This window comes from Paenibacillus lignilyticus (assembly GCF_017942085.1).
Classification (GTDB): domain Bacteria; phylum Bacillota; class Bacilli; order Paenibacillales; family Paenibacillaceae; genus Paenibacillus_Z; species Paenibacillus_Z lignilyticus.
Genome location: NZ_JAGKSP010000008.1, coordinates 156,072 through 181,442 on the forward strand (window position 1 = coordinate 156,072; position 25,371 = coordinate 181,442).

Annotated in this window: 24 protein-coding genes; 8 read left to right on the forward strand and 16 right to left on the reverse strand. The window is 54.4% G+C overall.

Going from position 1 to position 25,371, the window contains the following annotated elements:
* Positions 1 to 94 precede the first annotated feature (94 nt).
* The gene (locus I8J30_RS19615; RefSeq protein ID WP_210660968.1) at positions 95 to 1,138 is read left to right on the forward strand and encodes an NADH:flavin oxidoreductase/NADH oxidase; all 1,044 of its coding nucleotides are present in this window, start codon (positions 95 to 97) and stop codon (positions 1,136 to 1,138) included.
* A gap of 12 nt (positions 1,139 to 1,150) precedes the next feature.
* A complete protein-coding gene (locus I8J30_RS19620) occupies positions 1,151 to 1,489 on the forward strand; it encodes a cupin domain-containing protein (RefSeq protein ID WP_210660970.1) in 339 nt (112 codons plus the stop codon).
* Positions 1,490 to 2,163: 674 nt separating this feature from the next.
* Here the strand turns inward: I8J30_RS19620 and I8J30_RS19625 are convergent.
* Together I8J30_RS19625 and I8J30_RS19630 are read right to left on the reverse strand one after the other, a co-directional pair.
* Entirely contained in the window at positions 2,164 to 4,209 is a 2,046-nt protein-coding gene (locus tag I8J30_RS19625; protein WP_210660972.1) for a GTP-binding protein, read from the reverse strand.
* A 21-nt stretch (positions 4,210 to 4,230) separates the two neighbouring features.
* On the reverse strand, positions 4,231 to 4,743 hold the full coding sequence (locus I8J30_RS19630) for a metallophosphoesterase family protein (protein WP_210660974.1): 513 nt from the start codon (positions 4,741 to 4,743) through the stop codon (positions 4,231 to 4,233).
* A gap of 283 nt (positions 4,744 to 5,026) precedes the next feature.
* Here I8J30_RS19630 and I8J30_RS19635 point away from each other — a divergent pair, with 283 nt between their 5' ends.
* From I8J30_RS19635 to I8J30_RS19655, 5 genes are all read left to right on the forward strand, one after another.
* Positions 5,027 to 5,497 carry a GNAT family N-acetyltransferase gene (locus I8J30_RS19635; RefSeq protein ID WP_210660976.1) on the forward strand — a complete coding sequence of 157 codons (471 nt, stop codon included), beginning with the start codon at positions 5,027 to 5,029 and terminating at the stop codon, positions 5,495 to 5,497.
* Positions 5,498 to 5,583: 86 nt separating this feature from the next.
* Positions 5,584 to 7,176, forward strand: coding sequence for a plastocyanin/azurin family copper-binding protein (locus tag I8J30_RS19640; RefSeq protein ID WP_210660978.1), 1,593 nt, complete (start codon positions 5,584 to 5,586; stop codon positions 7,174 to 7,176).
* 10 nt (positions 7,177 to 7,186) lie between these two features.
* On the forward strand, positions 7,187 to 8,026 hold the full coding sequence (locus tag I8J30_RS19645) for a cupredoxin domain-containing protein (protein WP_210660980.1): 840 nt from the start codon (positions 7,187 to 7,189) through the stop codon (positions 8,024 to 8,026).
* A gap of 114 nt (positions 8,027 to 8,140) precedes the next feature.
* A complete protein-coding gene (locus I8J30_RS19650; protein WP_091224851.1) occupies positions 8,141 to 8,713 on the forward strand; it encodes a sigma-70 family RNA polymerase sigma factor in 573 nt (190 codons plus the stop codon).
* The gene (locus I8J30_RS19655; RefSeq protein WP_210660982.1) at positions 8,713 to 9,510 is read left to right on the forward strand and encodes an anti-sigma factor; all 798 of its coding nucleotides are present in this window, start codon (positions 8,713 to 8,715) and stop codon (positions 9,508 to 9,510) included. The genes I8J30_RS19650 and I8J30_RS19655 overlap by 1 nt, the downstream gene beginning before the upstream one ends.
* On the opposite strand, the gene I8J30_RS19660 is transcribed toward I8J30_RS19655, so the two are convergent.
* The 7 genes from I8J30_RS19660 to add form a co-directional block, all read right to left on the reverse strand.
* Positions 9,474 to 11,840 (reverse strand): ATP-dependent DNA helicase, encoded by a 2,367-nt coding sequence (locus I8J30_RS19660; RefSeq protein WP_210660984.1) that lies wholly within the window; start codon positions 11,838 to 11,840, stop codon positions 9,474 to 9,476. The two genes, I8J30_RS19655 and I8J30_RS19660, sit on opposite strands and share 37 nt — an antisense overlap.
* A gap of 98 nt (positions 11,841 to 11,938) precedes the next feature.
* Entirely contained in the window at positions 11,939 to 12,151 is a 213-nt protein-coding gene (locus I8J30_RS19665; RefSeq protein ID WP_090980204.1) for a cold-shock protein, read from the reverse strand.
* Between the two features lie 78 nt (positions 12,152 to 12,229).
* Complete coding sequence (locus I8J30_RS19670) at positions 12,230 to 12,430, reverse strand: cold-shock protein (RefSeq protein WP_025337122.1); 201 nt, start codon at positions 12,428 to 12,430, stop codon at positions 12,230 to 12,232.
* 301 nt (positions 12,431 to 12,731) lie between these two features.
* Positions 12,732 to 13,766 carry a ThiF family adenylyltransferase gene (locus tag I8J30_RS19675; protein ID WP_338044898.1) on the reverse strand — a complete coding sequence of 345 codons (1,035 nt, stop codon included), beginning with the start codon at positions 13,764 to 13,766 and terminating at the stop codon, positions 12,732 to 12,734.
* 106 nt (positions 13,767 to 13,872) lie between these two features.
* Positions 13,873 to 14,148, reverse strand: a complete 276-nt coding sequence (locus tag I8J30_RS19680; RefSeq protein ID WP_210660986.1) for a MoaD/ThiS family protein — start codon at positions 14,146 to 14,148, stop codon at positions 13,873 to 13,875.
* A 5-nt stretch (positions 14,149 to 14,153) separates the two neighbouring features.
* Complete coding sequence (locus tag I8J30_RS19685; RefSeq protein ID WP_210660988.1) at positions 14,154 to 15,248, reverse strand: WD40/YVTN/BNR-like repeat-containing protein; 1,095 nt, start codon at positions 15,246 to 15,248, stop codon at positions 14,154 to 14,156.
* 98 nt (positions 15,249 to 15,346) lie between these two features.
* Positions 15,347 to 16,372 (reverse strand): adenosine deaminase, encoded by a 1,026-nt coding sequence (add, locus tag I8J30_RS19690; RefSeq protein WP_240548201.1) that lies wholly within the window; start codon positions 16,370 to 16,372, stop codon positions 15,347 to 15,349.
* A gap of 204 nt (positions 16,373 to 16,576) precedes the next feature.
* Here add and I8J30_RS19695 point away from each other — a divergent pair, with 204 nt between their 5' ends.
* A complete protein-coding gene (locus tag I8J30_RS19695) occupies positions 16,577 to 18,913 on the forward strand; it encodes a bifunctional diguanylate cyclase/phosphodiesterase (RefSeq protein WP_210660992.1) in 2,337 nt (778 codons plus the stop codon).
* 175 nt (positions 18,914 to 19,088) lie between these two features.
* Here the strand turns inward: I8J30_RS19695 and I8J30_RS19700 are convergent, their stop codons facing one another.
* The 7 genes from I8J30_RS19700 to I8J30_RS19730 form a co-directional block, all read right to left on the reverse strand.
* Complete coding sequence (locus tag I8J30_RS19700; RefSeq protein WP_210660994.1) at positions 19,089 to 20,681, reverse strand: sensor domain-containing diguanylate cyclase; 1,593 nt, start codon at positions 20,679 to 20,681, stop codon at positions 19,089 to 19,091.
* Positions 20,682 to 20,816: 135 nt separating this feature from the next.
* Positions 20,817 to 20,972, reverse strand: coding sequence for a hypothetical protein (locus tag I8J30_RS19705; RefSeq protein ID WP_210660996.1), 156 nt, complete (start codon positions 20,970 to 20,972; stop codon positions 20,817 to 20,819).
* A gap of 5 nt (positions 20,973 to 20,977) precedes the next feature.
* Positions 20,978 to 21,274 carry a ferredoxin family protein gene (locus tag I8J30_RS19710; protein ID WP_090980218.1) on the reverse strand — a complete coding sequence of 99 codons (297 nt, stop codon included), beginning with the start codon at positions 21,272 to 21,274 and terminating at the stop codon, positions 20,978 to 20,980.
* Positions 21,275 to 22,570: an FAD-dependent oxidoreductase gene (locus tag I8J30_RS19715; protein WP_210660998.1), complete on the reverse strand. Its 1,296-nt coding sequence runs from the start codon at positions 22,568 to 22,570 to the stop codon at positions 21,275 to 21,277.
* The gene (locus tag I8J30_RS19720; RefSeq protein ID WP_210661000.1) at positions 22,563 to 23,585 is read right to left on the reverse strand and encodes an electron transfer flavoprotein subunit alpha/FixB family protein; all 1,023 of its coding nucleotides are present in this window, start codon (positions 23,583 to 23,585) and stop codon (positions 22,563 to 22,565) included. Before I8J30_RS19720 ends, I8J30_RS19715 begins: the two co-directional genes overlap by 8 nt.
* Entirely contained in the window at positions 23,582 to 24,412 is an 831-nt protein-coding gene (locus tag I8J30_RS19725) for an electron transfer flavoprotein subunit beta/FixA family protein (protein WP_210661002.1), read from the reverse strand. Before I8J30_RS19725 ends, I8J30_RS19720 begins: the two co-directional genes overlap by 4 nt.
* 263 nt (positions 24,413 to 24,675) lie before the next feature.
* Positions 24,676 to 25,344, reverse strand: a complete 669-nt coding sequence (locus I8J30_RS19730; protein ID WP_210661004.1) for a DUF2642 domain-containing protein — start codon at positions 25,342 to 25,344, stop codon at positions 24,676 to 24,678.
* Positions 25,345 to 25,371: the final 27 nt, after the last annotated feature.

Here is a 25,371-nt window from a genome sequence, read left to right on the forward strand (position 1 = left end):
GAATTTCACTTTCAAAATGTAAGTGGCAGGGGTATACTGAGGCTGAGCCTAACGTTGGATTTTCATAAGCGATTTAAATATAAAGGAGTGGAGAATGTTGAACCGATTAGCAGAACCTTTTGCGCTGAAGAGCCTCTCTCTCAAAAACCGTATCGTTATGGCGCCGATGTGCCAATATTCCGTAGACGCGAAGGACGGTACGCCGAACGAGTGGCATTATATCCACTATGTAACTCGCGCGGTTGGCGGTACGGGCCTTATCATTATGGAAATGACCGATGTCGAGCCGGATGGCCGCATCACCGAGCGCTGCCTCGGCTTATGGTCAGATGAGCAGATCCCGGCTTATCGCCGTATTATTTCGGAAGTTCATCGTCAAGGCGCGAAGATCGGCATTCAAATTGCCCACGCCGGCCGTAAGGCCGAAGAAGCGGTGGACCCTGTGGCTCCTTCCGCTATCGCATTCAGCGATGCCTACCGGACCCCCCGTGCGCTAACGACCGATGAAGTGAAAGCCATCGTGGTCAAATTCCGCGAATCCGCGCGCCGCGCGGTTGAAGCCGGCGTCGATACGATTGAGCTCCATGCCGCTCACGGCTACTTGATTCACCAATTCCAATCGCCGGTGACGAACCGCCGCGAGGATGAATACGGTCAGGACCGCGCACTGTTCGGCGTGGAAGTGATTCAGGCGGTAAAAAGCGTCATGCCTGCCGATATGCCCTTAATCGTTCGGGTTTCCGCGGCCGAGTTCTCGGAGGGCGGCTATACGGTTGAGCAGGGCATTGAGATCTTCCGCCGTTATCAAGAGGTCGGCGCCGATATCTTCCACGTCTCCAGCGGCGGCGAAGCTCCGGTTACCGGCGCCAACCGCCCGGCGATCTATGCCGGCTATCAAGTGCCGCTCGCTCGGGCAGTGAAGGACGCACTGAAGGTGCCGGTCATCGCCGTCGGCCTGCTCGATGAGCCGAAGCTGGCGAATACGACGATCGCGCATGGCAATGCGGATCTCGTGGCCGTTGCACGGGGCATGCTGCGCGACCCGTATTGGGCGCTGCATGCGATTCAAGCCGTAGCCGCAAAGGGCTCCAGCGAGGCTGAGGCATTTCTGCCGCGTCAGTACCAACGTGGCTATTAAGGCGGGATAGGCGTGAAAGTGAGCAAACAGAATGCAGAGCATTATGTTTGGGGCGATGCGTGCGACGGCTGGCATCTGGTGAAAAATGGCCCGCTCAGCATCATCCACGAGCGGATGCCCGCCGGAGCCACCGAGGTGCGGCACTACCACGAGCAGTCGCGGCAATTTTTCTTCATGCTGTCCGGCACCGCGACGCTTGAGGTCGACGGCGTGCCGATCGTCCTTGTACCCCAAGAGGGAGTCGAAGTGCCGCCGCTGACCCCTCATCAGATGCTCGGCTCCACCACTGAACCGGTGGAGTTCCTCGTGATTTCGTCACCGACCACGCGCGGCGACCGCGTGACGATATGAAAAAAGCTGAGAAGGCGGTTGTTGGCCTTCTCAGCTTTTTTGTGATTTTGTTGGGTTGGGGCGGCGGGGCATGGTGCTCCGTTTTCGATGTTGGAAGCTAGCTAATCTCTGCGCTGAGGCATGTCACTTAAAGTCCGGGAAATCCGCATATTGCGCTCATTTCGACCCGAGAACCCGCTCGATAAGCGGTATATCCGCTATCAATGCTGTAAGCTAGCTATTCTCTGCGCTGTAAGCGGCATTTCCGCTTACAGATGCAACAATTAATTCATTTCAACGCTGAGAGTCGCATTTCCCGACTCTCAGCTCCATTTCCTCCGATTTTCAGCGGTGAGAGCTGGCTATTCCTACACTCACCACCCAGCGAGGAGGGATTTCCAGCTAGTTTGACTGCTGAGAGTCGCTTTTTCCGACTCTCAGCTCCATTTCCTCCGATTTTCAGCGGTGAGAGCCGGCTTTTCCTACTCTCACCATCCAGCGAGGAGGGATTTCCAGCTAGTTTGACCTCTGAGAGTTCGATTTCGAGTCTCTCAGCTCCATTCCCTCCGGTTTTCGGCAGTGAGAATCCACTTTTGAGACTCTCACCGCCCATCGAGGAGGGATTTCCAGCTAGTTTACTTGCTGAGAGTCGCTTTTCCCGACTCACAGCTTCATCTCTTCCCCGGCGGTGAGACCTACCCGCTAAGCGCGTTCCGCACGGCGAGAATATACTTCGCCTGATCCAGCGGGTTGACGCCGCGCCGTTGGCGCGATACGTCAACGTCAGGCGGGCATTCGCGGTAGCCGGCGAAGAAGGTCGTGAGCGTGCCGCGGCCTTTCGTCATGGAGCCGAGGCGCGCCGGGAAATCGAGCGTTGTCGCAACGGGCAGCGTGCCCTCGAGCTCCATTCGCTCTTGGCGCACGATAGGCGCGTCGAACTCGCCGCGCATCAGGACAAGCTCGTTCATGAGCTTGCCCCCGTACTCCTCCGGTACGGAGAGCCGAAAATGAAGCAGCGGCTCCAGCAGCTTCGTACCCGTGTTCGCAAGGCCGTTCATGATGCCCATAGGCGTCGCAATGACGAAGTCGAGCGGATGCGTGTGCCACACATGATGCTCGCCTTCAATTAGCGTGACGCGCAGGTCCGTCACTTCCCAGCCGCGCAGTCCCTGCTGCAGCGCCTCCGGCACTCGCCTCGCAACCTCATTCTGATAACTCTCCAATAAACGTTCGTTGCGAACCAGTGATTTATATACGATCCCGCTTCCCCGTTCACCCGGTTCAATCGTAAAACGCAGGATCGCCCAGCAAGGCTTCGGCATCAAATACGCGACATACCCTTCACCCACCGATGCAGGCGTTTCTTTGTAAATAACCGATGGCGCGCCGAAGCTGACTTCGAGCTTAAATCGGCTCAGCAAGATCGAGGTGAGCACCTCCATCTGAATCGGCCCCATTACTTTCAAATGCAGCTCCCGCTCATCCTGCAGCCATTGCAAATCAAGCAGCGGATCCTCATCCGCCAGCTCCTGAAATGCCGCAACGACAGCCGGATATTCGGCTTCGTTCTTCCATTGCACCTGAACGGTGAGCAGCGGCACCGCAAGCCGTTTCTCTCCCGGCACGCCTTCAGGCGCGCCGATGACATCGCCGATTCGTGCCCGGCTCCATCCATAGACAGCCGCAATATCTCCGGCCTTCAAGACCCCGATATCTTCCGTCTTCTGCCCGGTCACGCGCCGAATCTGCGTCACTTTATCCTGCATGTCCCGGCTGTAATTGAGCACCGTATCGCGATTGCGAATGATCCCTTCGAAGAGGCGGACATACGCGATTTTGCCCATCACGGGGTCCCGCTCCATCTTGAAAATCACGCCCGATACCGGAGCCTCCTCCGACCCGCCCGGAGCCGGCAAATACGCCAAAACCGCATCCATCAGCTCCTTCACGCCAAGCCCGCGATTCGATGCACCGAACAGAACCGGAAACAGCGTGCTGCGATGCACGCCTTCAACCAGCACTCGCCTAAGCAGCGCGTCATCAACCGCCTGCCCTTCGAGGTAAGCTTCCAGCAGCGACTCATCCTGCTCGGCAACCGTCTCCACCAACATGCGCCGATACGGCTCCGCCCACGGATGCTCATCCAGCATCTGCTCTACCGGAACTCGCGCATCCAGCCCCCGCTCGCCCTGCACCAACTCACCCAACGCCCGCTCGTCCAACACGGGCAAAGAACCCGCAAACTCCGCTTCCGCCCCAATCGGCGCCGCAACAGGCACCGCCTGGCGCGATAACAAACGCTGCAGCTGATCCAATACTGCCAAAGCGTCTGCTCCCACACGATCCATTTTGTTCACGTAGATCATCGTTGGAATCGATAGATCGCGCAGCGCCTGCCAGATCACTTCCGTCTGCGCCTGCACGCCTTCGACAGCCGATACGATCAGAACCGCACCATCCATGACACGAAGCGAGCGCTCCACCTCAGACAGAAAATCGACGTGGCCCGGCGTGTCCACGAGATTAATCGGAGTATCCTTCCAAGCAAACCGCGTCACGGCGGCACGCACCGAAATGCCCCGCTCCCGCTCGACATCCAGCCAATCCGTCTGCGTTGTTCCCGTATCCACGCTGCCCAGCGCGCGAATATGCCCGCTCTGATAGAGCATCTGCTCGGTCGTGGTCGTTTTGCCTGCATCGACATGAGCAAATATGCCAACATTACGCATCTTCGCGCCCATAGCTTCCAATCTCCCCTGCTCTTAGCTCTTATCGTCGTAATAGACATGATCAGCCGTCAATAACGAGCCGCTTTCTATTGTGAAAATACCAAATGAATATTGCTTCTGCCTGCGTTTATCTGTCGGCGAGCCCGGATTAAACAGCAGCACGCCGCCGCGCTCCCGAATAAGCGGTACATGAGAATGCCCAAACACGATCACGTCCACGCTGCCCTGATCAAAAGACCGATACGCATTCGTTTCCGTATCCTCCCGTTTGCCCGGCCCCAGGTGACCATGCACCAAACCGACGCGAAGCCCGCCAATATCGAGCACTTTGCGGTGGCCGAATTTGGCGATGATATCATCCCCGTCATTGTTGCCTGCCACGCCTTCAATGCGAGCAAATGCTCGCAGCATATCCCATACCGACAACGTCATCCAATCTCCCGCATGCAATATCGCATCCGCATCCTGAAGCTCTTGAATCAGCCGATCAGGCAGCTTCTTGGCCATCCGCGTCATGTGCGTATCCGAAACAACGACTACTTTCATGTCTCCACTCACCTCTTTACACCGGCATGGTCAAACCTTAACACTGCTAGTGTCATCCATCACGATCCCAGTACCTTCATTATTGTGCAAAAGCACCCTGTATTCAACAACAAACCGCTTTATTCCCGTAATCTAACATGGATATACCGCAAATAACGTATATTGATCTTTTTCTCGGCAATTCCATCAAAAAACTGTCATTCATCACTTGTTTTATGTTAGATTATATAACATATAAAGCATTTGCTTGCTCACAGTCCGGTTAGGAAAAGGAGAGAATGCTATGTTCAACATTAGGCGTTATTCTACCGCAGACCACGACGACATCTGGCGGCTTCATCTTCTTGTTATTTCCGCAGCAGGCGTAGAACCGACTCATCAGCATTACCATGATATTTTTCATATCGACGAGCAGTATTTGGAGAGTGGCGGCGACTTTCTTGTCGGAACAGGTCAGAACGGCGTCGTTGTAGCAATGGGCGGACTGAAGAAGCTCGACGAAGACACGGCCGAAATCAAACGGCTTCGCGTCCACCCGAGCTTTCAGCAGCGCGGCTATGGCCAGATGATGCTGACGAAATTAGAGCAGCGAGCCAAGGAACTCGGCTTCCGCCACATTTATTTGGACGCCTTAACCAACCAGCTGGGCGCCAAAAAGCTATTTCTTAATAACGGCTATGCGCATCGCGGCGCTTCCGTCATCGACGGCTTCTGGATCAATGTGTACGAGAAATCGCTCACGGAGGCAAAATAAATCGAATTTATATAAAATCGCTCAAACCGCTGGGCTTATCTCATCGTTACCTCCTAATAGAACGACTATTATGAGGAGGAAGATCGATGAATAAAGCAAGAAGGTTTGGGCTTTTTTTGCTGAGTTTAACCGTATGCCTGGCCATGCTTCTCCCTGTTCTAAACGCCTCGGCAGCAGAGAGCTCCCCAGCGGTTACAACAGATGCGGACACAGCCGCTAAGCTTGGCCTGCTGTTAGGCGACGGCACCGGCGTTTCAGCCGCCTATCTCGGCAAGACGTCCACAAGGCTCCAAGCCGCTATTATTTCGTTACGTCTTCAAGGAAAACTGTCTGAAGCGCAAGCATTTACAGAAACAGGCAACTTTAAAGATGCTTCTCTCGTAAGTAAAAGCAACCAAGCTATTCTGGCTTATTTGAACGCTCACGCCGAGCTCGGCTGGAACGGTACGGGCAACGGCAACTTCAACCCCCTCGTTTCCATCACCGCGCAGCAGTTCTATAAAGTACTGCTTGAAGCGCTGGGCTACAAATCCGGCACCGCTTTCCAATACAGCGCTACTTTCGCTTTCGCCAAGAGCAAAGGGCTGAAGAACATCGCCGGCGCAGCCGAGCTGAGCAATGCCGATATCGCCACGGCACTTGTTGAGGCACTGAACGCACCGAACGCGAAAGGCGCGACATTGTTCGCTCAACTGCAGCAGGCAAACGTAATTGCCGCTTCAGCCGAACTCCCAACAGGCGAGCATATCGGACTTGCCGCTGCAGATAAACTCGGCTCCTACTTAACCGACGGCAAAGGACGCACCCTTTACTACTTCACGAAAGACGCCGCGGACTTGGAGTCCTGCCAAGGCAGCTGCCTGCAAGCATGGCCGATCTTTCATGCGGATCAGCTGCAAATTCCTTCATCCTTGAACGCGGCTGATTTCGGGATGTACATGCGTGCTGACGGCACGATGCAAACGACGTATAAAGGCTGGCCGCTTTACTATTTTGCCAAAGATACGGCTCCCGGTGATGTGAACGGCGAGGCAGTCGGCGGCGTATGGTTCGCAGCCAAATCCGATTACGCCGCTATGCTGGGCACTTCCGCTACCCTCGGCAACTACTTAACGGACGCAAACGGACGGACCTTGTACTATTTTGACAAAGACACCGCTGGCAGCAGCGTTTGTGAAGGTACATGCCTGGCCAACTGGCCGGCTTATCTCGCTACCGGTACCCATGCGCCTACCGGCGTTGCAAGCTCTGATTTCGGCGTCATTACGCGCACGGACGGCAGTAAACAATCTTCGTATAAAGGCTATCCGCTCTATTATTTCGTCAAAGACTCGGCACATGGCGACGTCAACGGACAGGGCCTGAACAACGTTTGGTATGTGATTGATCCCGTTGCCTTCGAAGGCACAACGGCCAGCGCGGAAGTCAAAACCTATCGCGTGGATATTAAAGAGTATTCCTTCGGTACCGGCCCACTGACCGTGGAAGTCGGCTCCAAAATCATTTTCACCAACTATGACGATATGAAACACAATGCCGTAGCGGTTGACGGCAGTTTCAGCACCCCGTTATTGGCAAAAGGAGATTCGTTCACGATTACGATGAGCAAGGCGGGTACGTACGATTATTTCTGCGAGCCCCACAAGAAGTTCATGACAGGCCAAATTATTGTGAAATGAGTGACTTCGCATGCAGAGGAAAACGAGGAGTAACCGAGTAGGAGCGACGTGGAACAAAGGATATCTGTTGGCGGCCCTAGGCTTGCTGCTTTGCCTGTTGGTGTCCGCTTGCAGCAGCGATACTAATTCTGCCGCTGCAGAGAATCACGGCAATCACAGCGAAATGGCGACGAATGACACGGCAGACTCGTCCAGCTCCGGTGAGGATAGCTCTGTTAACGCCTCAGCAGACGATAGCTCAGCCGAACAGCCTGCGACTGACGATACGCAGGCAGACGATAAGGGAGGCAGCACTTCAACGAACGACGATGGGAAGGCCACGGCGGGAACGGAGCCTAAGACAGAAGATTCCAATGCTGCGACAAAGCCGGATAACGACAAGGCAGACCCCAAGCCGGCAACCGATGATAAAGGCGGCACGAAGGGCGATTCCAACCATAATGCCCATCAAGATGATTCGAAGACCACGACGTCTGCTGCGAAGCCTGCGACAAAACCGGCGGCAAAGCCGGCCGCTGAGACGAAGCCGGATAAAGACACAACTGCGAAGCCGACTGAACCGGCTGCAGGCGATTCGAAGGCCGAAGTAAAGAGTAAAACCTATACAGTCGAGATTAAGGAGTTTGCTTTCACCGTCAGCAGTCTGACCATCCGCCCGGGCGATACCGTGAAATTTATCAATCGGGATAAGGTCAAGCACACGGCTACGGCAGACGATGGCAGCTTCGATACGGGCCTCTTCGGCCTCGATGAAGAGAAGTCCGTTACCTTCGATACCGAAGGCGAATTTTCTTACTACTGCGCGCCTCATCCGGCTATGCAGGCAACGATTATCGTATCAGCCAAATAACCTTCCCATCGCGTCACGTTACCAGGGTAGCCGCGGCTTATGCGGTTACCCTCTCTGTTGTGATCCTGCTACACTTGTCTTGATTATCGACGTCTGTTCTGGAGGCTTACCGGTATGCACAATCTTGCTGACCATGAATTGATGCTGCTCATCAAAGCCAAGCAGCACAAGGCGCTGTCCGTTCTTTACGATCGTTACGCCGCACTTGTCTATTCGTTCGCACTGAAGTCGCTGAAGGACGAACAGTCCGCCCGAGACATTACGCAGTCCGTCTTCATGCGGCTGTGGACGACCGAGTCGGACTACAATCCGGACAAAGGCCGCTACACCAGCTGGCTGCTTACCGTGACGCGAAATATGACAACCGACTGGCTGCGCAAGCAGCGGCGCATCAACGCTCCGCTTCTTCCCTATGTACCGGAGGAGCTTGAGCGTATTCCCGATGCTGCCGTCACCTCTCCTGAGGAGAGCGCTGAACGTCAATCACTCAAAGCACAAATTCGCAGCGCCTACCGCCACCTGTCCTCGCAGCAAATTATGCTGCTGGAACATTTCTACTGGCAGGGATATAGCTTAAGCGAGCTCGCTGCCGCCTATAATCAACCGCTCGGTACCGTGAAGAACCGCTTGCATCAAACGCTCAAAATATTACGCAGACATTTGCCGGCAGAAGAGGAGGGATTGTGATGGAGAAGAACGATACTTTGCCTGCATCCCCGTGCGAGCTGTGTCTGGAATACGTCTCCGGCGCATGCAACGAAGAAGAATCGCTCGCTTTCGAGCTTCATCTCCCTCACTGCGATGCCTGTCAGAAGGAGCTGCTGGAATTGCGTACAGCCTGGGATGCACTCCCTGTTGATATTGAATGGATTGAGCCGCCTCGAGATCTCAAGCAGCAGGTGATGGATGCCGCGCTTGCCGTCCGTCCGGAGGACACGCTTCACGACCCGGCAGTTCACCGCGCTGCGGAATGGCGGCCACGAAAGCCCAGAGCCCGAGCTCGCTTGAGCAAGCTGCTCCCCGGTCTGCTCGCCGCTTCAATTGCCGGGATCGCACTGCTGTCCGTATGGAATATCCAGCTGCGGCACGAGCAGCAGCTGGCTCCGCTTCCGGTAGAGCAGGCGCTTCGCGTATCCGCCGCTCAAATCAGCGAGCTTGTTCCGCTGAAGGCTCAAGGTCCGCTCGCCGGCAAGTCCTCCGGCGTTGCCTGCATTGTAGATAACGGCCAGAGCCGGCAGTTCGTCGTCTATCTGTTCGGCGCTTCGGCAACTACAGGCGCGGAAGCCTACCAGGTCTGGCTCATCAAGGACGGCGTCCGTACGAGCGCCGGTACATTCCGCGTCGGCCAAGCGGATCGCGGAATCGGCTTGCTCGCGATGCCTATCGCCTCGACGAAGCTCGAATACGATAGCATCGGCATCACCCTTGAGCCCGATGATCAAGGCGATCAACCCCGCGGCACGAAGGTGTTCGGGTCCATCTGATCCTCATTGGCACGAAGCACGCGATAGTTAAGCCACTCCGGCGGCAGAAGCCGGTTATAGTGAGGCTGCAGGTAGCGGTCGTCAATCAACAGCAAGCTTCCGCGATCGTGTTCCGAGCGGATGAGACGCCCGCCTGCCTGCAGCACCTTATTCATACCGGGATATAAGAACGCATAATCAAATCCATTGCGGTCGGTCCGGTCGAAATAAGCCTTCATAATGTCACGCTCAAGCCCGACTTGCGGCAGCCCCACCCCGACGACAACTACGCCCGTAAGCCGATCCCCGACAAGATCGATTCCTTCCGAGAAGATGCCGCCCATAACAGCAAAACCAACCAACGTTTCCCCGGACCCTCCCTGAAAAGCAGCCAGAAAACCTTCCCGCTCTTCCTCCGTCATACCCGGCACCTGCACCATGGTCCTCACCGAACTTGAACTTGAATTTGAACCAGCAAGCAATTGATACTGCTCACACGCATCATTCATGTAGGCATAAGACGGGAAGAAAACCAAATAGTTGCCCTGCTTCTCCTGCGTCACCTTCGCGATAAGCGCGGCAATCGAAAATTTCGTCCGTTCCCGATCCTGATACCGCGTCGATAATGGCGCAATCGTCACTTCCAGCTGGTCCGCCGAGAAAGGGGAGGGAATGACTATGCTGTAGCTCCCTTCGCTCTCTCCGGCACCCAGCATATCCATGAAATAATTGAGCGGCGTCAGCGTAGCCGAGAAGAATACCATCGCATGGTAGCCCTTGCTCATCACCCCGAGCAGATGCGAAGGATCCAGACAGAACAGCTTGGTACGCATTTCCCCCCGCAAGCTCTCCGTATAGGTTACGAACCGCTCATCGAACAGCTCCGCGATGCGCACGAAGCTTTGACTTCGAAAATACAAGTCCAGCAGCTCCGGGTTCACGCTGCCCCCAGCCGGCGCAAGCAGTTCCTTCTCTGCGGCCGCAGCAAACTGCTCCACCAAACCCACAAGCGGCTCCGGCAGCGACTCCGTCACCTCCTGCCGTTGTTCCCCGAGCGCTTTGCGCTGCGCGATGTAGTATTGATTGACCGCTTTTGCCGCTCCATGAACCTCGCTGTTCACGCCTTTGAATGCCCGCTGCATCTCCAGAAAGTCCGCTTTATTAAGGTCACTCGAATACATTTCCCGCGCCCGATCCACCAGATTATGCGCCTCGTCAATCAGCAGCGCCGTTTGCCGTTTCTGCTCCTCGAACATACGCTTCAAGCTGACGCGCGGATCAAAGACATAGTTATAGTCGCAAATCATCGCATCCGCCCCATACGCCGCATCCAGCGCGAATTCAAACGGGCAGACCGTGTGCTTACGCGCATATTCTTCTACCACTTCACGTGTAATAAGCGTTTCGTTCGACCGCAAATCCAGCAGCGCTTCATTAATCCGATCGTAATAACCGTCCGCATAGGGGCAATGCTCCTTCGAGCACCGGACTTCCTCTTGAAAACAAATCTTCTCCTTCGCCGTTATGGTGACCACCTGCATATGCAGCCCATTCGTCTGCAGCAGGGCGAACGCCTCTTCCGCAGCCGTACGCGTAATTGTCTTCGCCGTCAAGTAAACGAAACGCTGCAGCAGACCTGCCCCGATCGCTTTCACGGAAGGAAAAATCGTAGAGATCGTTTTGCCGATGCCCGTCGGGGCTTTCGCAAACAATTTATGACCCTCGGAGATCGTCTGATACACAGCGCCCGCCAGCTTCCGCTGTCCTTCCCGATAGGCTGCAAAAGGAAAAGCCAGCCCATGGATACTGCGATTTCGAAGTTCCTTATGTCGCAGCTGCTGCGCCGCACACGGATAATAACTTCTTACCATCTCGTGAACGAACTGCGTGAGTTCTTCATAGGTAACCTGCTGCCGGAATCGCCGCTCTTCCTCGCTCTCTACTTGCACATAGGTCAGCTGAACCGTCAGCTCCTGAAGCCCGCGATCCTTGGCAATGCTATAGGCGTAACACTTGGCCTGCGCCCAGTGAACCGGGTACGTATGGTCAATCTCCTCCGGCAGCCGTCCGGCAGTCGATTTAATCTCATCCACAATTAAGCCGCCGCCTTCTCCGTCGACGAGAAGCCCATCGCAACGTCCATCTATGACAAAGAGAAGATCGTCCATGACGATCTCCGCGCTCACATATACTTCTTTCTGATCTTGTTCGCCATATTGCTTCTGGATGCGTTGATGCGCCTTCGTACCCTCTGTCATCGAGCTGATTGCATGAAACCCGGATTCGATATCGCCGCTCCGATAGGCATACTCCACCAAAGCACGGACAGATAGCTGTATATGTTCTCCCATGGCATCTCCTTCAAGCTCACCGAATCGAACGTTTGTTCCTCAATTGTACCATCTATCCCTCTATTCGCGCAAAAAAAAGCCGTCCCTACAAGGGACGACTAGTTTTTTGAGCTTTTTAACGAATTGTTGTTGTTCAATGCCGGCAGCATTTTCATGCTCTTGACCATAGGCGTATGATGCACATGGCAGGAAGGTGCAACATCGAAGGCGAAGTTGTCGCGCATCCAGCTTTTACAGCCTTCTGTCTCACAGCTCCAAATGGCTGTGTTCTCTTCAGGGATATCCTCCACGATTTTCTTACGATTATACAAGGCGCATCCCTCCCCGGAATTATAAAAAAACTGCCCTCAACTTTCGTTAAGGGCAGTTTGTTGTTGTTCGCTATAAAACTACAGTTTTACAACGTTTTCTGCTTGTGGTCCACGGTTGCCTTGAACAACGTTGAACTCAACGCGTTGGCCTTCGTCAAGGGACTTGAAGCCTTCGCCTACGATTGCGGAGAAGTGTACGAATACATCGTTGCCGCCTTCAACTTCGATGAAGCCGAAACCTTTCTCTGCGTTAAACCATTTAACTGTTCCTGTTTGCATTAGGAAAACCTCCAAAATTAAATTAACATGTACTTTTTATTCGTTTAGCAAATAAAAAAATCACACATTGAAAAAGGTACCATCTCGCGTTATGACAACCCTTTTCAATATGTGAATTCAGGTTCTTTTCCGACTAAGATCATATTAGCATATCTATATGTTAAAAGCAACGTGATTCCATTTCTTAACTGTTTCTTTAGGTTGCCTTCACCCCGGCCATCTGCAAAGTGCAAGCTATTTCGCTTGCCCTCTGCTATTATGACCTGCGCTTGCTTCTCCCATACGTAAATTTACAAAAAATTTACGAACCGATATAACGGTCGTAAAGCGACTGGGCGCGATCGAGATCTTCCGTTCCCTGCACGAGCACGCGCCCGTCCGGGAAAAGGACAAGCCGCTCTCCTTCCGGCAGAGAAGCCTTGAGCAAATACGGATTTCGCTGCAGCTCACAAGAACGCGCAAGCTTCGCAGCCACCTGTTCCAGATCAAGCGGACGCGAGCCGCTAATTTGAACGGTCTCCCTGCCGCACAGCGTTACCGCCCCGCCGCCGGCCCTCGCCTGCAAGGATGGAAATTGCCGCGAACCGCAAGTTGGGCAATCGGTTCTTGCCGGCGGCAGCTTCAGATCCATCATCTGATGCTGCCAAATTTCCAGCGACAGCAACCCCTGCCGCTGCGCGCTTGTCGCGCCGACGATAAACTTGAGCGCCTCCACCGCTTGAAGGGAAGCGATGATATCGACGATCGGCGAAATGACGCCGACGGTATCGCAGGTATCCCCGCCGCTGTCTCCTGCACCGAGCAGGCAGCGCAAGCAAGAGGTTTGGCCGGGGATAAACACCGCCGTCATGCCATGCGAGCTGACCGCTCCGCCATAGATGAACGGGATTCCGCGCTTGAAGCACACATCGTTGAGCAGCAGCCTGGTTTGAAAATTATCCGTGCCATCCAGCACGAGATCGGCACCGGCAAGCAGCTCCTCCGCATTCTCGGCTGTCACATGCGAGACGATTGCCTCGACCGCTACGTCAGCGTTGATGAGTCCCAGCTTCCGCTTGGCGGCAACCGCTTTCGGCCTGACCTGCTGCACATCGTCCTCGTCATACAGCATCTGCCGCTGCAGATTGCTGCGCTCCACATAGTCGCGATCAATAATACGCAGATGGCCGACGCCGGCTCTTGCCATATGATTCGCGATAACGGTGCCGAGCGCGCCCATGCCTACGACAGCAACGGTTGCGGCCTCAATCTTCTGCTGCCCGCTGAACCCTATCGGAGGGAACAGCATTTGCCGGGAATAGCGCTCCCGGTTCGTAGAAGGTTCTTCAATACTCAATACCCCTCAACCCCTCTCCCTGCAAATCAAGCCGTCCGTCATGCTGGACTTCAGCAGAACTGGACGGCTCTCTATCATGATCTATAACGTACCGAGACGCCTGGGATTACCCGCCGGAAACGGCCTGCAGCACGCGCAGCTTATCGCCTGCCGCAAGCGGAATATCGAGCCGCTCCAGCCAGGCAATATTATCGGCATTATAGTAAAGCAGCACATGCTTGCGCACCTCGCCCTGCTCCGTATACAGATGCACTTTCAGCAGCGGATATTCCTCCACCAGCAGCCGCAGCGCTTCCTGAAGCGTCTCCGCCTCCAGCTCGAAAGCTGATTTGCCCTTCGTGCAGTCGCTCAGCAGAAGCGGCACGGATACTTGAATACGCACGCGCATTACTCCTCTATGATCCAAGGTTTGACCGTCAGAATTCGGGAGAATTGCCCGGGCAGCCTGTCCCACGTTACGCCGCGATCAAGCGAGCAGAAGATTTCGCCGGATGTCGTGCCAAAATAGAGGCCGTACGGATCGAGCGGATCGACAGCCATGGCGTCCCGAAGCACGCTGACATGGCGCTCCTCATCAGGCATGACATCGCCCACCGGCTCCCAGCGGCTCTCACCCGGGGCCATGCCGTAGACAAGCAGCTTACCGCCCTTCATTGAACGCTGCTCGCTGCTTTCAAGCGGAACAAGGAACAGATCCCCTGTCGGCGAAACGCTGATCGGGAAACCGAACGGCGCATCATCGCCTTTCAAGGTTAAACCTTCTTCTATGGCGAACCAATTGTCGCCGCCATCCGTCGATTTGAACACGCCGCCGTGCTCCTGCATGTAGAGCGTGTTCGAATCCTTCGGATCGATGACCATCTTATGGATGCAGTAGCCGACTTCGTCCGAAGGCTGTCCCGTCGGGACGCGCGCGAGTCCATTGTTGCAAGCCTTCCACGTCTCGCCGCCGTCCTCCGAACGGAAGACGCCTACCGCTGACATGGCAACCCACATCCGATGTTTATTCGACGGATCGATAATAATCGTGTGCAAGCACATGCCTCCCGCTCCCGGGAACCAGTTCGGTCTTGTCGGATGATCGGTCAACCCTTTCAGCTCGCGCCAATTCACGCCGCGATCGTAGCTGACGAACAAACCCGCTTCCTCGGCCCCGGCATACAGCGTATCCGCCTCTGCCCCGGGAACGAGCTGCCATATTCGATTTAGAGCGAATCCGCTCTCTTGGGTGTAAGACGGGCCATTCTCAACTTGCGTCCAGCTTTCGCCGAAATCATCCGATACGCGGATCGAAGCACCGTAAGCCGCATGCGAAGTGCCTGCAAAAATCCGATTGCCGTGGCGGCTGTCTCCAAGCACGCTGTACACTTCCCAGCCCGGAAGAAAAGGTCCGCTCAGCTTCCATTCTTTCCGTTCCAGATCCGAGGTATATTGAAATACCCCTTTATTCGTCCCAATTAACAAAACAACCCGTTGTCCCATTGTAGCGAATTCCTCCTTGGCATTTTGGCTGAATCCTTCCCCTTAATCTTCGATGAAGAAAGAAGAAAATCCTGCCAGCAACCGAACGAGTGATCGCATTATTTTATCCCGAGCTCCTGCAGCTCTTGGTCGATGCGCTGCTTCAGCGCCTTCTTCTCGGCGTCCTCCAAGAAGGCTGCATTCACGCCATTACGAATGATGGAGGCCAGCTCCGCATCCGTAAAATCAAACTTCTCCGAAACGATGCGATATTCGCGCGTAATGTCCGTACCCGAGACGCTTGGATTATCCGTATTCAGCGTGACGATTAATCCGCGTTCGAAATAATCGCGGATCGGATATACATCCCAGTCCGCTACGGCCTTCGTCTGGATGTTGCTGACCGGGCACATTTCAAGCGGAATGCGCTGCTCGAGCATCATCTGGAGTATGGCCGGGTTCTCTCTCAAGCGGACACCGTGACCAATACGCGACGCGCCCAGATTCTTGACGGCTTCATATACATTCTCCGCCCCTGCCGCTTCGCCCGCATGGATCGTAACGGGCAATGAGCGCTTATGGGCAAGCGCAAACACTTCGCGGAACAGCTCCGGCGGGTATGACGCCTCATCCCCCGCCAAATCCACGGCGACCAGACCGCGTCCGGCATATGGAGCCGCTGCTTCGATAACCTCAAGATTTTCCTCACGGCCATGGTGGCGCATGCAGATCGCGATCGCCCTGCCTTTAATATCAAACTGCCGCTCCGCCCGCTTCAACCCCTCAATGACATGATGGATCGCTTCCTCCGGCCGAAGTCCGCGGAGTCTGTGCAGCTGCGGCGCGAATCTAACCTCGATATAGCGGCAATTGTGGGAGGCTGCTTGCGCCAGCGTCTCATATGCTACCCGTTCCAGAGCAGCACCGGTTTGCATGAACCGGGTCGTAAAATCAAACTTGCTTAAATACTCCGGCAAGCTGCGGCACTCATCGTCAACCTGCATGTAAGGAATCAGCCCAGCCGCATCGCCTGCGGGCAGCTCCATGCCTTCCGCTGCGGCGATATCAAGGACGGTGGCCGGCAGGAGACTTCCGTCCAGATGAACATGAAGATCTACCTTGGGCAACGAATGCCATCTATTCATACGCTTGTTCATCCCTTCTCTATATAGTCTCATGAAAAAACGTAACGATCTGCCTTGTTGTTTCTGCTAGTGTGACCCTGTGGCAGAGATTTGATAAGAAGACAGCATATTATACCGAAGAGTGGAGGAATTTGTCGATTCATGACGAATTGATAACGACTGGTTATTATTTCCCTTTTATATGCCCGAGAGGAGTTCTGCATCTTGTATAACTTAAATGACGACTCGCAATTGAAATACACGACTCCCCGGAAGACTTGGTTCATCCTGTTCCTCAGCGCGCTGCTTCTTGGCAGCTGCTTCTGGTGGATTACAAGTGCCTACAGCCGCTGGCTGCATAAAGAAGTCTACCATGACGCTTCCGTAGAGCTGGCTGCGAATGCCTCCTCACTAACACTGTCTCTCGAGCGCAGGCTCTTGCTCTCGGACGGGCTTAAAGCATTCGTCGATACCTCGCTGATGGACTCGCAGCATAGGCTCGATTCCAACCATTTTAACAGTTTCGCCAAAAGTTTCATCGGTCCTATCCAAGGCATTCGCAATTTGTCCGTCTATCCCGGCGGCATCGCTAAATTTGTTTATCCGCTTAAAGGGAATGAGAGTGTCATTGGGCTCGATCTCTTTAAACACGCCAATCCCGATATTCGCGAGAACGCGCTGCGAACGCAGCATCTGAATGTCAAAACGATCTTCGGTCCATTCGAGCTTACGCAAGGCGGTCTTGGGTTATTGTCCAGGCAGTCCATCTTCGTTCAGCGTGAGTTCTGGGGTTTCGTCTCCATCGTACTCGATGTGCCGCCGATTCTGGAAGAGGCCGGACTGACGAAGGTGAACAAGGGCATCGACCTGGCTGTCAAAGCGGGCAAAAACGTGATCTACGGGGACCCGGGCCTCTATGAACGGTCTCCGCTGCTGGAGAACGTCTATCTGGCCGAAGGAAGCTGGGAGATTGCCGCACTGCCGAATAAAGCGAAGTTGAATGCGATTGATACGAAGGTCCAGATTATTCAGCTGATTTTCCTCTTAGCGCTCATCCTGCTTATCTATTTGATTTATATTCAATTGACTCAGAAACATAAGCTTCAAGTGATGGTGAACGAGCGGACGAATAACCTGACGCGCGCCAATCAACAGCTGGAAGCTACCTACGAGGAGCTGATCGCTACCGAGGATGAGCTGCGCACCCAATATCGGCTGCTGGAAGGCACCGAGCAGACGCTCCGCCAGATGGCTTACCGCGATACGGTAACCGGACTCAACAACCGTATTTTCTTCCAAGAACGGCTCGAAGAAATCGTCCTCACGGCCGGCAGTAAGAATCGCCGCTTCGCGCTGCTCTTCATCGATCTGGATCAATTCAAGCTCATCAACGATACGCTCGGCCATTCCTATGGCGATTTGCTGCTGAAAGAAGTCGGCGAGCGGATGACGATGCTGCTGACCAAAGGGGAATCGTTCTCGCGCATCGGCGGCGACGAATTCACGATTATTTTGCCGTATTTGAAGGATCTGGCGCATTTGCACCATATGGCGCAGCAGGTTGTGAACTTGTTCCAGCAGCCTTTTGTCCTGCAAGGGATGGAGTATTATGTGACCGCAAGCATCGGGGTCACGGTCTTCCCGGAACACAGTGACGATGCGGAGCTGCTCATGAAGTATGCGGATGCCGCGATGTACCGCGCGAAGGAAGAAGGCAAGAACAATTACCGGATTTATGACGATACGCTGAATGCCGATGTGCAGGAGAAAATTTATATCAAGAACAGCCTGCGGCGCGCGCTTGAGAACAAAGAATTCGAGATTTACTATCAGCCGCAGCTGGAAATTAAGACGAGGAAGATCATCGGGCTTGAAGCGCTCATCCGTTGGAATCATCCGAAGCGCGGACAAATTCCGCCTTCTATCTTCATCCCGATCGCCGAAGAATGCGGCTTGATTGAACCAATCGGGGAGTGGGTGCTGCGTACGGTATGCGCGCAGAGCAAGGTGTGGCAGAACGCCGGCGCCGAACCCATCCGGGTCGCCGTCAATCTGTCCGCCCGCCAATTCAACCAGCGTAACAAACTGACCGAGCTTATTAAGTCGATACTGGCCGAAACCGGACTCGACCCCGCCTATCTGGAGCTGGAGATTACGGAGAATCTGGCCATGCAGGATGAGAACGCGGCCGCCTTGCAGGAGCTGCGCAATCTCAATATTACGATTTCCATCGATGATTTCGGGACTCACTACTCCTCCCTTAGCTACCTGAAGCGACTGCCAATCGACAAGATCAAGATCGATCGCTCTTTCGTAAACGGCATCTCGAAGGAACCTAAGGATGAGGCGATCATTCTGGCCATTATGCTGATGGCAAGCCATCTCGGCTTAACCATCATCGCTGAAGGCGTTGAAACGCCGGACCAGCTGTTCTTCCTGCAGCAGAACCACTGCCATGACATTCAAGGCTTCCTATACTATCCGCCGCAGCAGGCAGATACGATCCTTCGCATCCTGAACAGCCATTCGCCGGATAGCTTGCTGACAGCAGAAAAGAAGTAGAAGTAGGGGTAGGGATAAAGTAAATAGAAGTAGCAGCTGGAATGTGAAGTGTGGAATGTGAAAGAGCAGCTCTCGGCCGAAAGCTGCTCTTTTTGTTTTGTATGGGCTCGTTCGCACAGTTGTGTCGCTCTGCGAGCCACTCCGCTAAGCTGCTGCCCTTTACGGTGCGAGGCGGCTAGAGCATATGCGCCGAAGCGGCGGTATTCGCCGTCTCCACGCGGTTGCGACCCAGATGCTTGGCGCGGTAGAGCGCCTCGTCCGCGTCGCGGAACAAGACGGCCGCATCCTGCGCCGTGTCCGGATAACGCGCGATGCCCATTGACAGCGTGACAGGCCTCCCAACGGGGCTGTCCGTTTCTTCCATGATCGTGCGCAGATTCTGCGCGTAGACCATCGCCGTCTCAAGCCCCGTTTCCGGCAGCAGCACGACGAATTCTTCCCCGCCATATCTGCAGCAGATATGGTTTGCCTCGAACTGCGCTTGCATGTTGGCAGCCAGAAACCGCAGCACTTCGTCGCCCATCTCGTGCCCATACGTATCATTGACCTGCTTAAAATGGTCCAGATCCAGCACCATGATGACAAAAGGAATCTCCTCCGCAATCCATGTGCGGATACAGAGATCCATCGTCCGCCGATTGTACAGTCCGGTAAGCGGATCGGTCTGGGCCTCCAGCGATAAATGATCGAATCTCCTTCGGATTTGACCGACAGCCAGCACGAATGCCCGGTGCATCGCATTGGCCTCACTATTCCAGGAATGAATGCGAGGGACCTCATCGCGCACGGACTTGCTGGTTAACAGCACCGAAGCGAAGTTAGAGAGCTTCGTCAGCGGCTCTGACATTTTTCCGATTAACCAATAGATAACGAGCAGCAAGAGCACCAGAATGGGAGCCATATACAGCGCCACCCTCAGAATCGGACGCTTGGACGCCGTCAAGATGACGTCTGTCGGCGTCTGCGTGACCACGCCCCACCCGGTCTCCTTCATATAAGTGTAGCTGGCCAACATATCGACCCCGCGCGAATTCACGATCCGTTTCACGCCACTGTGCCCGGAAAGCATATCTGCAAAAATCGGATTGACAATATCGTGCTCCCCGATGCGGCTCTTATCCGGATGATACAGCAACGCGCCGGAGGCACTGACCACATAGGCGTAGGTACCGTTACCGGACTGTGCAGCATCCCCTAGAATGGTATTCAGCAAATTGGTCTCGTGCAGACGGATCGTACCGCCGACGTATCCCAAATATTCGCCGTCGGCGCCCCACAGCGGATGGCTGACCATAATAATCAATTGATTCGCCGCACTGATATAAGGCTCCGAAATAAGCGGCTTTCGTTCCTTCAGCGCCTGCTTGGCGCCGTCCGTTTCAATGGTTTTGCCTTTAAGCCCCGTATCGGTTTCCGATGCAATGCTGATCACTTTACCGGTCCTATCGACCACGACGACCGCTTTGTACATGGGATTTGTTTGTTGAATTAGCTTCACCTGCTCGTCCAGGTCAGAACGGTTCAGACCGCCCTTTGCAATATGTGCGGCGTTGTACTTCAAGTTCTGCTTCATCGAAGCGAACAGCTCATTGACCGTATCGCTGATTTTTGTCGTATACATGTGGTTAAGCTGGAAATTCATCGTCATCAACGAATTCTTCTCGTTGCGATAGCTGATCAACAAGCTGATTCCCAGCGTAATCACGACGGTCGCAACGACAAGTGCACTCACCATCGTGCGTATCGAAAATCCCTTCGTTCGGAGCATGCACATGCCCCCTTTCAAGCTGATGAGAGATTATTCGACAAAAACCGCCAAAGTTCCTGCATCCCGCACGCCATCACAAATAAAAAACCGCTCCCTGTAAGCCAGGAGAGCGGCGATCCTCTAACGTATACGCTTTCAATACCGAAGCTGAATCTTCTCCAGCAGCTCTTCCCGCTCCCAGCTTACGAACTGATCCTCCCAAGCTACGTGGTATAAGCCCTCCCCGGCTTCCATTACGGTACCTCTCGTGCCGTCCAGCAAGAACACAACGCAATCTCCGACCTCGAACATCGTTATCACCCCAGTCTGAAAACGATTCCGTGACCACCTTTCGGATATTCCCACTTGATGTTCTGATGCGGACAGCCGATGCGGCAGCTCCCGCACTCATGACAGCCTTCGTAGCCGACATGCATGCGGATCTCCTCCCATTTGTACACCTCTGCCGGGCAGAAAATGGTGCATATTTTGTCCGGACAGCTCGACATGCACACCTCGGCATCCAGCACAGTCAGATGCGACTTCGTATCGGCGTTAAACCTGAGGAGATACTGTTTCTCTTCGATGGACTGCCCTTTCGCCAGATCGCTCATTTACTTAATCACCTTCCAGGCACGGTACAAATCCCGCGCGATTTTCACCTTCTCTTTCGCTGTGCCGATGTCCCGCCAAATCTTCTTCTGCTTCTCCCGTTTCGAAGTGCCGTCTACGGTGAACATTTGGCTCGCCGCCCGGTTTATCATCGGAATGTATTCATCGAAATATTGCGGGAACTTGTCAAAATGATGCGTGGAGTCTTTGTACTTCTTCAAATCCTTCCCGACAAAGCTGCCCATCAGCGCCGCTTTATACCGATCGAGAAACGCCTCCGAGAAATCCCCGGCTTGCTTCGCCAGCACGACCGTCTCCGCGGCCAGACGCCCAGACGTCATCGCCATATTGGAGCCCTCGCGGTGAATCGCGTTGACGAGCTGCGCCGCATCGCCAACGACGAGCACGCCGTTGCCGACCACCTTCGGCATGGAGTAGTAGCCTCCCTCCGGTATCAGATGCGCGAGATATTCCTGCGGCTCCGCGCCTTGCACGAACGGACGGATCATCGGATGATTTTTGACATAATCGAGTAAGTGGTGAGGCTTTAGCTTATGCTTGATCATGCCCGAAAGTAACGTGCCCACACCCAAACTGAGCGTGTCCTTATTCGTATACAGGAACCCGGTGCCGAGAATGCCTTTCGTGGCATCTCCAAACAGCTCGATCGTGCAGCCTTGCCCTTCTTCCAAGTTAAAGCGGTCCTCGATGACCTTCTTATCCAGCTTCAAAATCTCCATCGTCGCCAGCGCCACTTCATCCGGTTTAAACTCCTTGTGGAAGCCGAGTGACTTGGCGAGCAGCGAGTTCACGCCATCGGCAAGCACGACAACGTCGGCATAGAGCTGACCGTCCGGGCGATCGGTTTGAACGCCGACGACTTTGCCGTTCTCTACAATACAGGAGAGGACAACCGTCTCATTGATGAGCAGCGCCCCTTGCTCCACCGCTTTGCTCGCGAACCACTGATCGAACTTGGCCCGCAGCACGGTGAAATTGTTATAGGGCTCGCGTGCCCACTCAAGCCCTTTATAACCGAACGTCGTAGCCGATTCTTTATCCATCATCATGAAGCGCTGCTCCACGATGGGCCGTTCTACCGGCGCTTCCTTATAGAATTCCGGGATGACATCCTCCATCATCTGCCGATAGAGCACGCCGCCCATGACGTTCTTCGAGCCGGGATACTCCCCCCTCTCGAGCAGCAGCACCTTCACGCCCGCCTTCGCCAGCTCGTAAGCGCAGGCAATTCCGGCAGGCCCTGCGCCTACGACGATACAATCAAACTTCTCAGGCATAGTTACTCTCCTTCCCAAGCGCAAGCTTGAACTGCTCGATCAGCAGCGGCACAATTTCGAAGGCATCGCCTACGATGCCATAATGGCAGGATTGGAAGATCAGCGCGCCGGGATCTTTGTTAATCGCGATAATGAGTCCGGAATTCTGCATGCCTACAATATGTTGAATCGCCCCGGAGATTCCGATGGCAAAATAAATCTTAGGCGTCACGGTCACACCGGTCTGCCCGACCTGATGACGATGCCCTACCCAGCCGGCTTCGACCACATCCCGGCTTGCGCCCACCGCAGCTCCGATGACATCGGCAAACTCGTGGATGAGCTGGAACCCGGCCGGACTGCCAAGCCCCTTGCCGCCGGCGACGATAATGTCCGCCTCGTCGATCCGTACCGCCTGCACGGTATTGCGAACGATTTCGAGCACTTTCGTCCTTACGTCATCCTCGTGCAGCTCGATGGACTCTTCAATAACCGTACCCTCTCGGGTCGTGTCGCGCGGAAGCGCCCGTACGACCTTCGGTCTTACCGTGGCCATTTGCGGCCGGTATTTCTTGCATAGAATCGTCGCCATGATGTTGCCGCCAAAGGCGGGACGGCTTGCGAGAAGAAGACCTGTGTCCTCTTCCACGTCCAGCTGCGTAGTATCGGCGGTAAGGCCTGTCGGGAGGTCCGTGGCAACAGCGCTTGCCAAGTCCTTACCCGTCGACGTTGCGCCGTAGAGGATAATCTCGGGCTTGTATTTCTCCGTACAGGCGAGGAGCGCCCGCATGTACGTTTCGGTACGGTAATGCTTGAAAATCGGCGCGTCGTAGACATAAACTTGATCCGCGCCGTAATAGATGGCTTCCTGTGCAAGCGCGCTCACCCCATCGCCAATAATAACGCCGGCCAGCTCGGTTTTGCGTTTATCCGCCAGCTGTCTGCCCGCGCCCAGCAGCTCCCGCGCCACGGGTACGATTGCGCCGTCCTTGATCTCCATGAACACCCAGATGCCGCGGTAATCCTCGAAGCTCATGACGATTCCCCCTTCGCTTGGAACAGTTCCTTCTTCTCCAGCAGAACGGTGAGCAGCTGGTTGACCTGCTCTCTTGCCGCGCCATCCAGCATTTGTCCGCCCTGCGGCTTCTGCGGCGCCCACACCGACGATACGATCGTTGGCGAGCCTTTAAGACCAAGTTGCGTCTTATCCACATCCTCCAGCTCATTCACGGACCAGATGTAGGGGTTATATCTGGCTGCTCGCAGCATGTTCGGCATCGTTGAATAAGGGACCTCGTTAATGTCCTTCTCAACAGAAAACAGACAAGGCAGCGTCGAGGAAATGACCTCGTAGCCGTCCTCCAGCTTCCGATGGAGAATCGCAATGCCCTTCTCCTTGTCGATCACGACGATCTTCTTCACCGAGGTGAGCGGCGGGATGTCTAGCCGCCGCGCGATGCCCGGCCCCACTTGGCCGGTATCGCCGTCGATCGTCATTTTGCCGCAGATAATGAGGTCGATCGGCTTTTCCTTGGCGATTTTGTTAAGCGCTTTCGTTAAGGCGTAGCTAGTAGCCAGCGTGTCCGCTCCGGCGAAGGCGCGGTCGGAAATCATATACCCCTCATCTGCGCCAATCTCGATGCATTTGCGAATCGCTTTGACAGCCGGCGGCGGACCCATGGTGAGCACCGAAACTGTTCCCCCGTAGCGCTGCTTCAGCCGAACCGCTTCTTCAACCGCATGCGCGTCATAGGGATTCAGAATCGCCGGCGCGCTGGCACGATCCATCGTGTTGGTTTTGGGGTTCATCTTGATGATTTTCGTATCCGGCACTTGCTTAATGCAGGCGACAATATGCAGCATCCCTTCAGCACCTCTCGTCTAAATACTAAAATATATAAGAGACAGCCCCAGAAAATGCCTGTACGCAGGAAAGGCTTGAACAATTATTGTTCAAGCCTTAGCGGAATTCATACCAACTACCCAAGCGCGCCAATGCAATTCCACATAAACTAAGATGTGCATGACCTCTATGCGGCCTTCTCCCGGAGGTCTTCTTTTTTTGTACATAATGCCTTGAAACGAGGCTGAGCACCACGACAGCACCTTGTAATCTAGTGGGAGGATTACTTCGGCGCATAGATGGATTTAATATGCTGCATATTCAACATTGTGCTGCTTCCGCCCGCATCGATGAAGTCGATAAAGCCGCTGCCCACCTTCTTGATGACGCCTAATTTTGCGGATGGTCCGCCAAGATCAATAACGACCATATTGCCTTCTTCTTCCCTGCACCGTTCCTCGAAGCTTCTTGATAGAGCAGGCGGCAGCGGCTTCATCGAAGGCGTATCTGCACTTCGGGCGTACGGGAGATGAGAAGACGGATAAGGAATAAGCCATTTCAAATGACGCAACGAAACGAAAAGCGCATTATAGATTGGCGAGCAAATGACCAGATAATCGTTCATAACGCCTTGCAAGAAACCATACATCGGCTTGCTGCCGCTGATGCAGATTTCGACGAACATTCCTTTCGCTTCTTGAAGCACGGTCATTAGTGAAATGGAGTCGGGCTGCAACATCGCACCCGGATCTCCTTGCTGGTCAGCCGCATTGTCGTCCGAAGCATCCGAATTCAAATTGTGTACGTGGATGGTCGGAATATACATATACCGCTCTTCATGATAGAGAACCAGAATATCCGGACCCACATCGACTAATTTACCCGCTAGCTTCTTTTTCCCCGTCACCTCCACATTCACTTTCTCCGCAAGATAAGGAATCAATTGATTCAAGCTAGTCCCTCCTTTACCTTCATATTT

What these genes read in the sequence shown, in the direction of transcription:
- I8J30_RS19650 (WP_091224851.1), top strand. Translation starts at nt 8,141, where the DNA reads ATGCACAATCTTGCTGACCATGAATTGATGCTGCTCATCAAAGCCAAG.
- I8J30_RS19700 (WP_210660994.1), bottom strand. Translation starts at nt 20,681, where the DNA reads ATGCTCCGAACGAAGGGATTTTCGATACGCACGATGGTGAGTGCACTT.
- I8J30_RS19635 (WP_210660976.1), top strand. Translation starts at nt 5,027, where the DNA reads ATGTTCAACATTAGGCGTTATTCTACCGCAGACCACGACGACATCTGG.
- I8J30_RS19725 (WP_210661002.1), bottom strand. Translation starts at nt 24,412, where the DNA reads ATGCTGCATATTGTCGCCTGCATTAAGCAAGTGCCGGATACGAAAATC.
- I8J30_RS19720 (WP_210661000.1), bottom strand. Translation starts at nt 23,585, where the DNA reads ATGAGCTTCGAGGATTACCGCGGCATCTGGGTGTTCATGGAGATCAAG.
- add (WP_240548201.1), bottom strand. Translation starts at nt 16,372, where the DNA reads ATGAATAGATGGCATTCGTTGCCCAAGGTAGATCTTCATGTTCATCTG.
- I8J30_RS19640 (WP_210660978.1), top strand. Translation starts at nt 5,584, where the DNA reads ATGAATAAAGCAAGAAGGTTTGGGCTTTTTTTGCTGAGTTTAACCGTA.
- I8J30_RS19645 (WP_210660980.1), top strand. Translation starts at nt 7,187, where the DNA reads ATGCAGAGGAAAACGAGGAGTAACCGAGTAGGAGCGACGTGGAACAAA.
- I8J30_RS19630 (WP_210660974.1), bottom strand. Translation starts at nt 4,743, where the DNA reads ATGAAAGTAGTCGTTGTTTCGGATACGCACATGACGCGGATGGCCAAG.
- I8J30_RS19710 (WP_090980218.1), bottom strand. Translation starts at nt 21,274, where the DNA reads ATGAGCGATCTGGCGAAAGGGCAGTCCATCGAAGAGAAACAGTATCTC.
- I8J30_RS19670 (WP_025337122.1), bottom strand. Translation starts at nt 12,430, where the DNA reads ATGCAAACAGGAACAGTTAAATGGTTTAACGCAGAGAAAGGTTTCGGC.
- I8J30_RS19715 (WP_210660998.1), bottom strand. Translation starts at nt 22,570, where the DNA reads ATGCCTGAGAAGTTTGATTGTATCGTCGTAGGCGCAGGGCCTGCCGGA.
- I8J30_RS19615 (WP_210660968.1), top strand. Translation starts at nt 95, where the DNA reads ATGTTGAACCGATTAGCAGAACCTTTTGCGCTGAAGAGCCTCTCTCTC.
- I8J30_RS19655 (WP_210660982.1), top strand. Translation starts at nt 8,713, where the DNA reads ATGGAGAAGAACGATACTTTGCCTGCATCCCCGTGCGAGCTGTGTCTG.
- I8J30_RS19685 (WP_210660988.1), bottom strand. Translation starts at nt 15,248, where the DNA reads ATGGGACAACGGGTTGTTTTGTTAATTGGGACGAATAAAGGGGTATTT.
- I8J30_RS19705 (WP_210660996.1), bottom strand. Translation starts at nt 20,972, where the DNA reads ATGTTCGAGGTCGGAGATTGCGTTGTGTTCTTGCTGGACGGCACGAGA.
- I8J30_RS19625 (WP_210660972.1), bottom strand. Translation starts at nt 4,209, where the DNA reads ATGGGCGCGAAGATGCGTAATGTTGGCATATTTGCTCATGTCGATGCA.
- I8J30_RS19660 (WP_210660984.1), bottom strand. Translation starts at nt 11,840, where the DNA reads ATGGGAGAACATATACAGCTATCTGTCCGTGCTTTGGTGGAGTATGCC.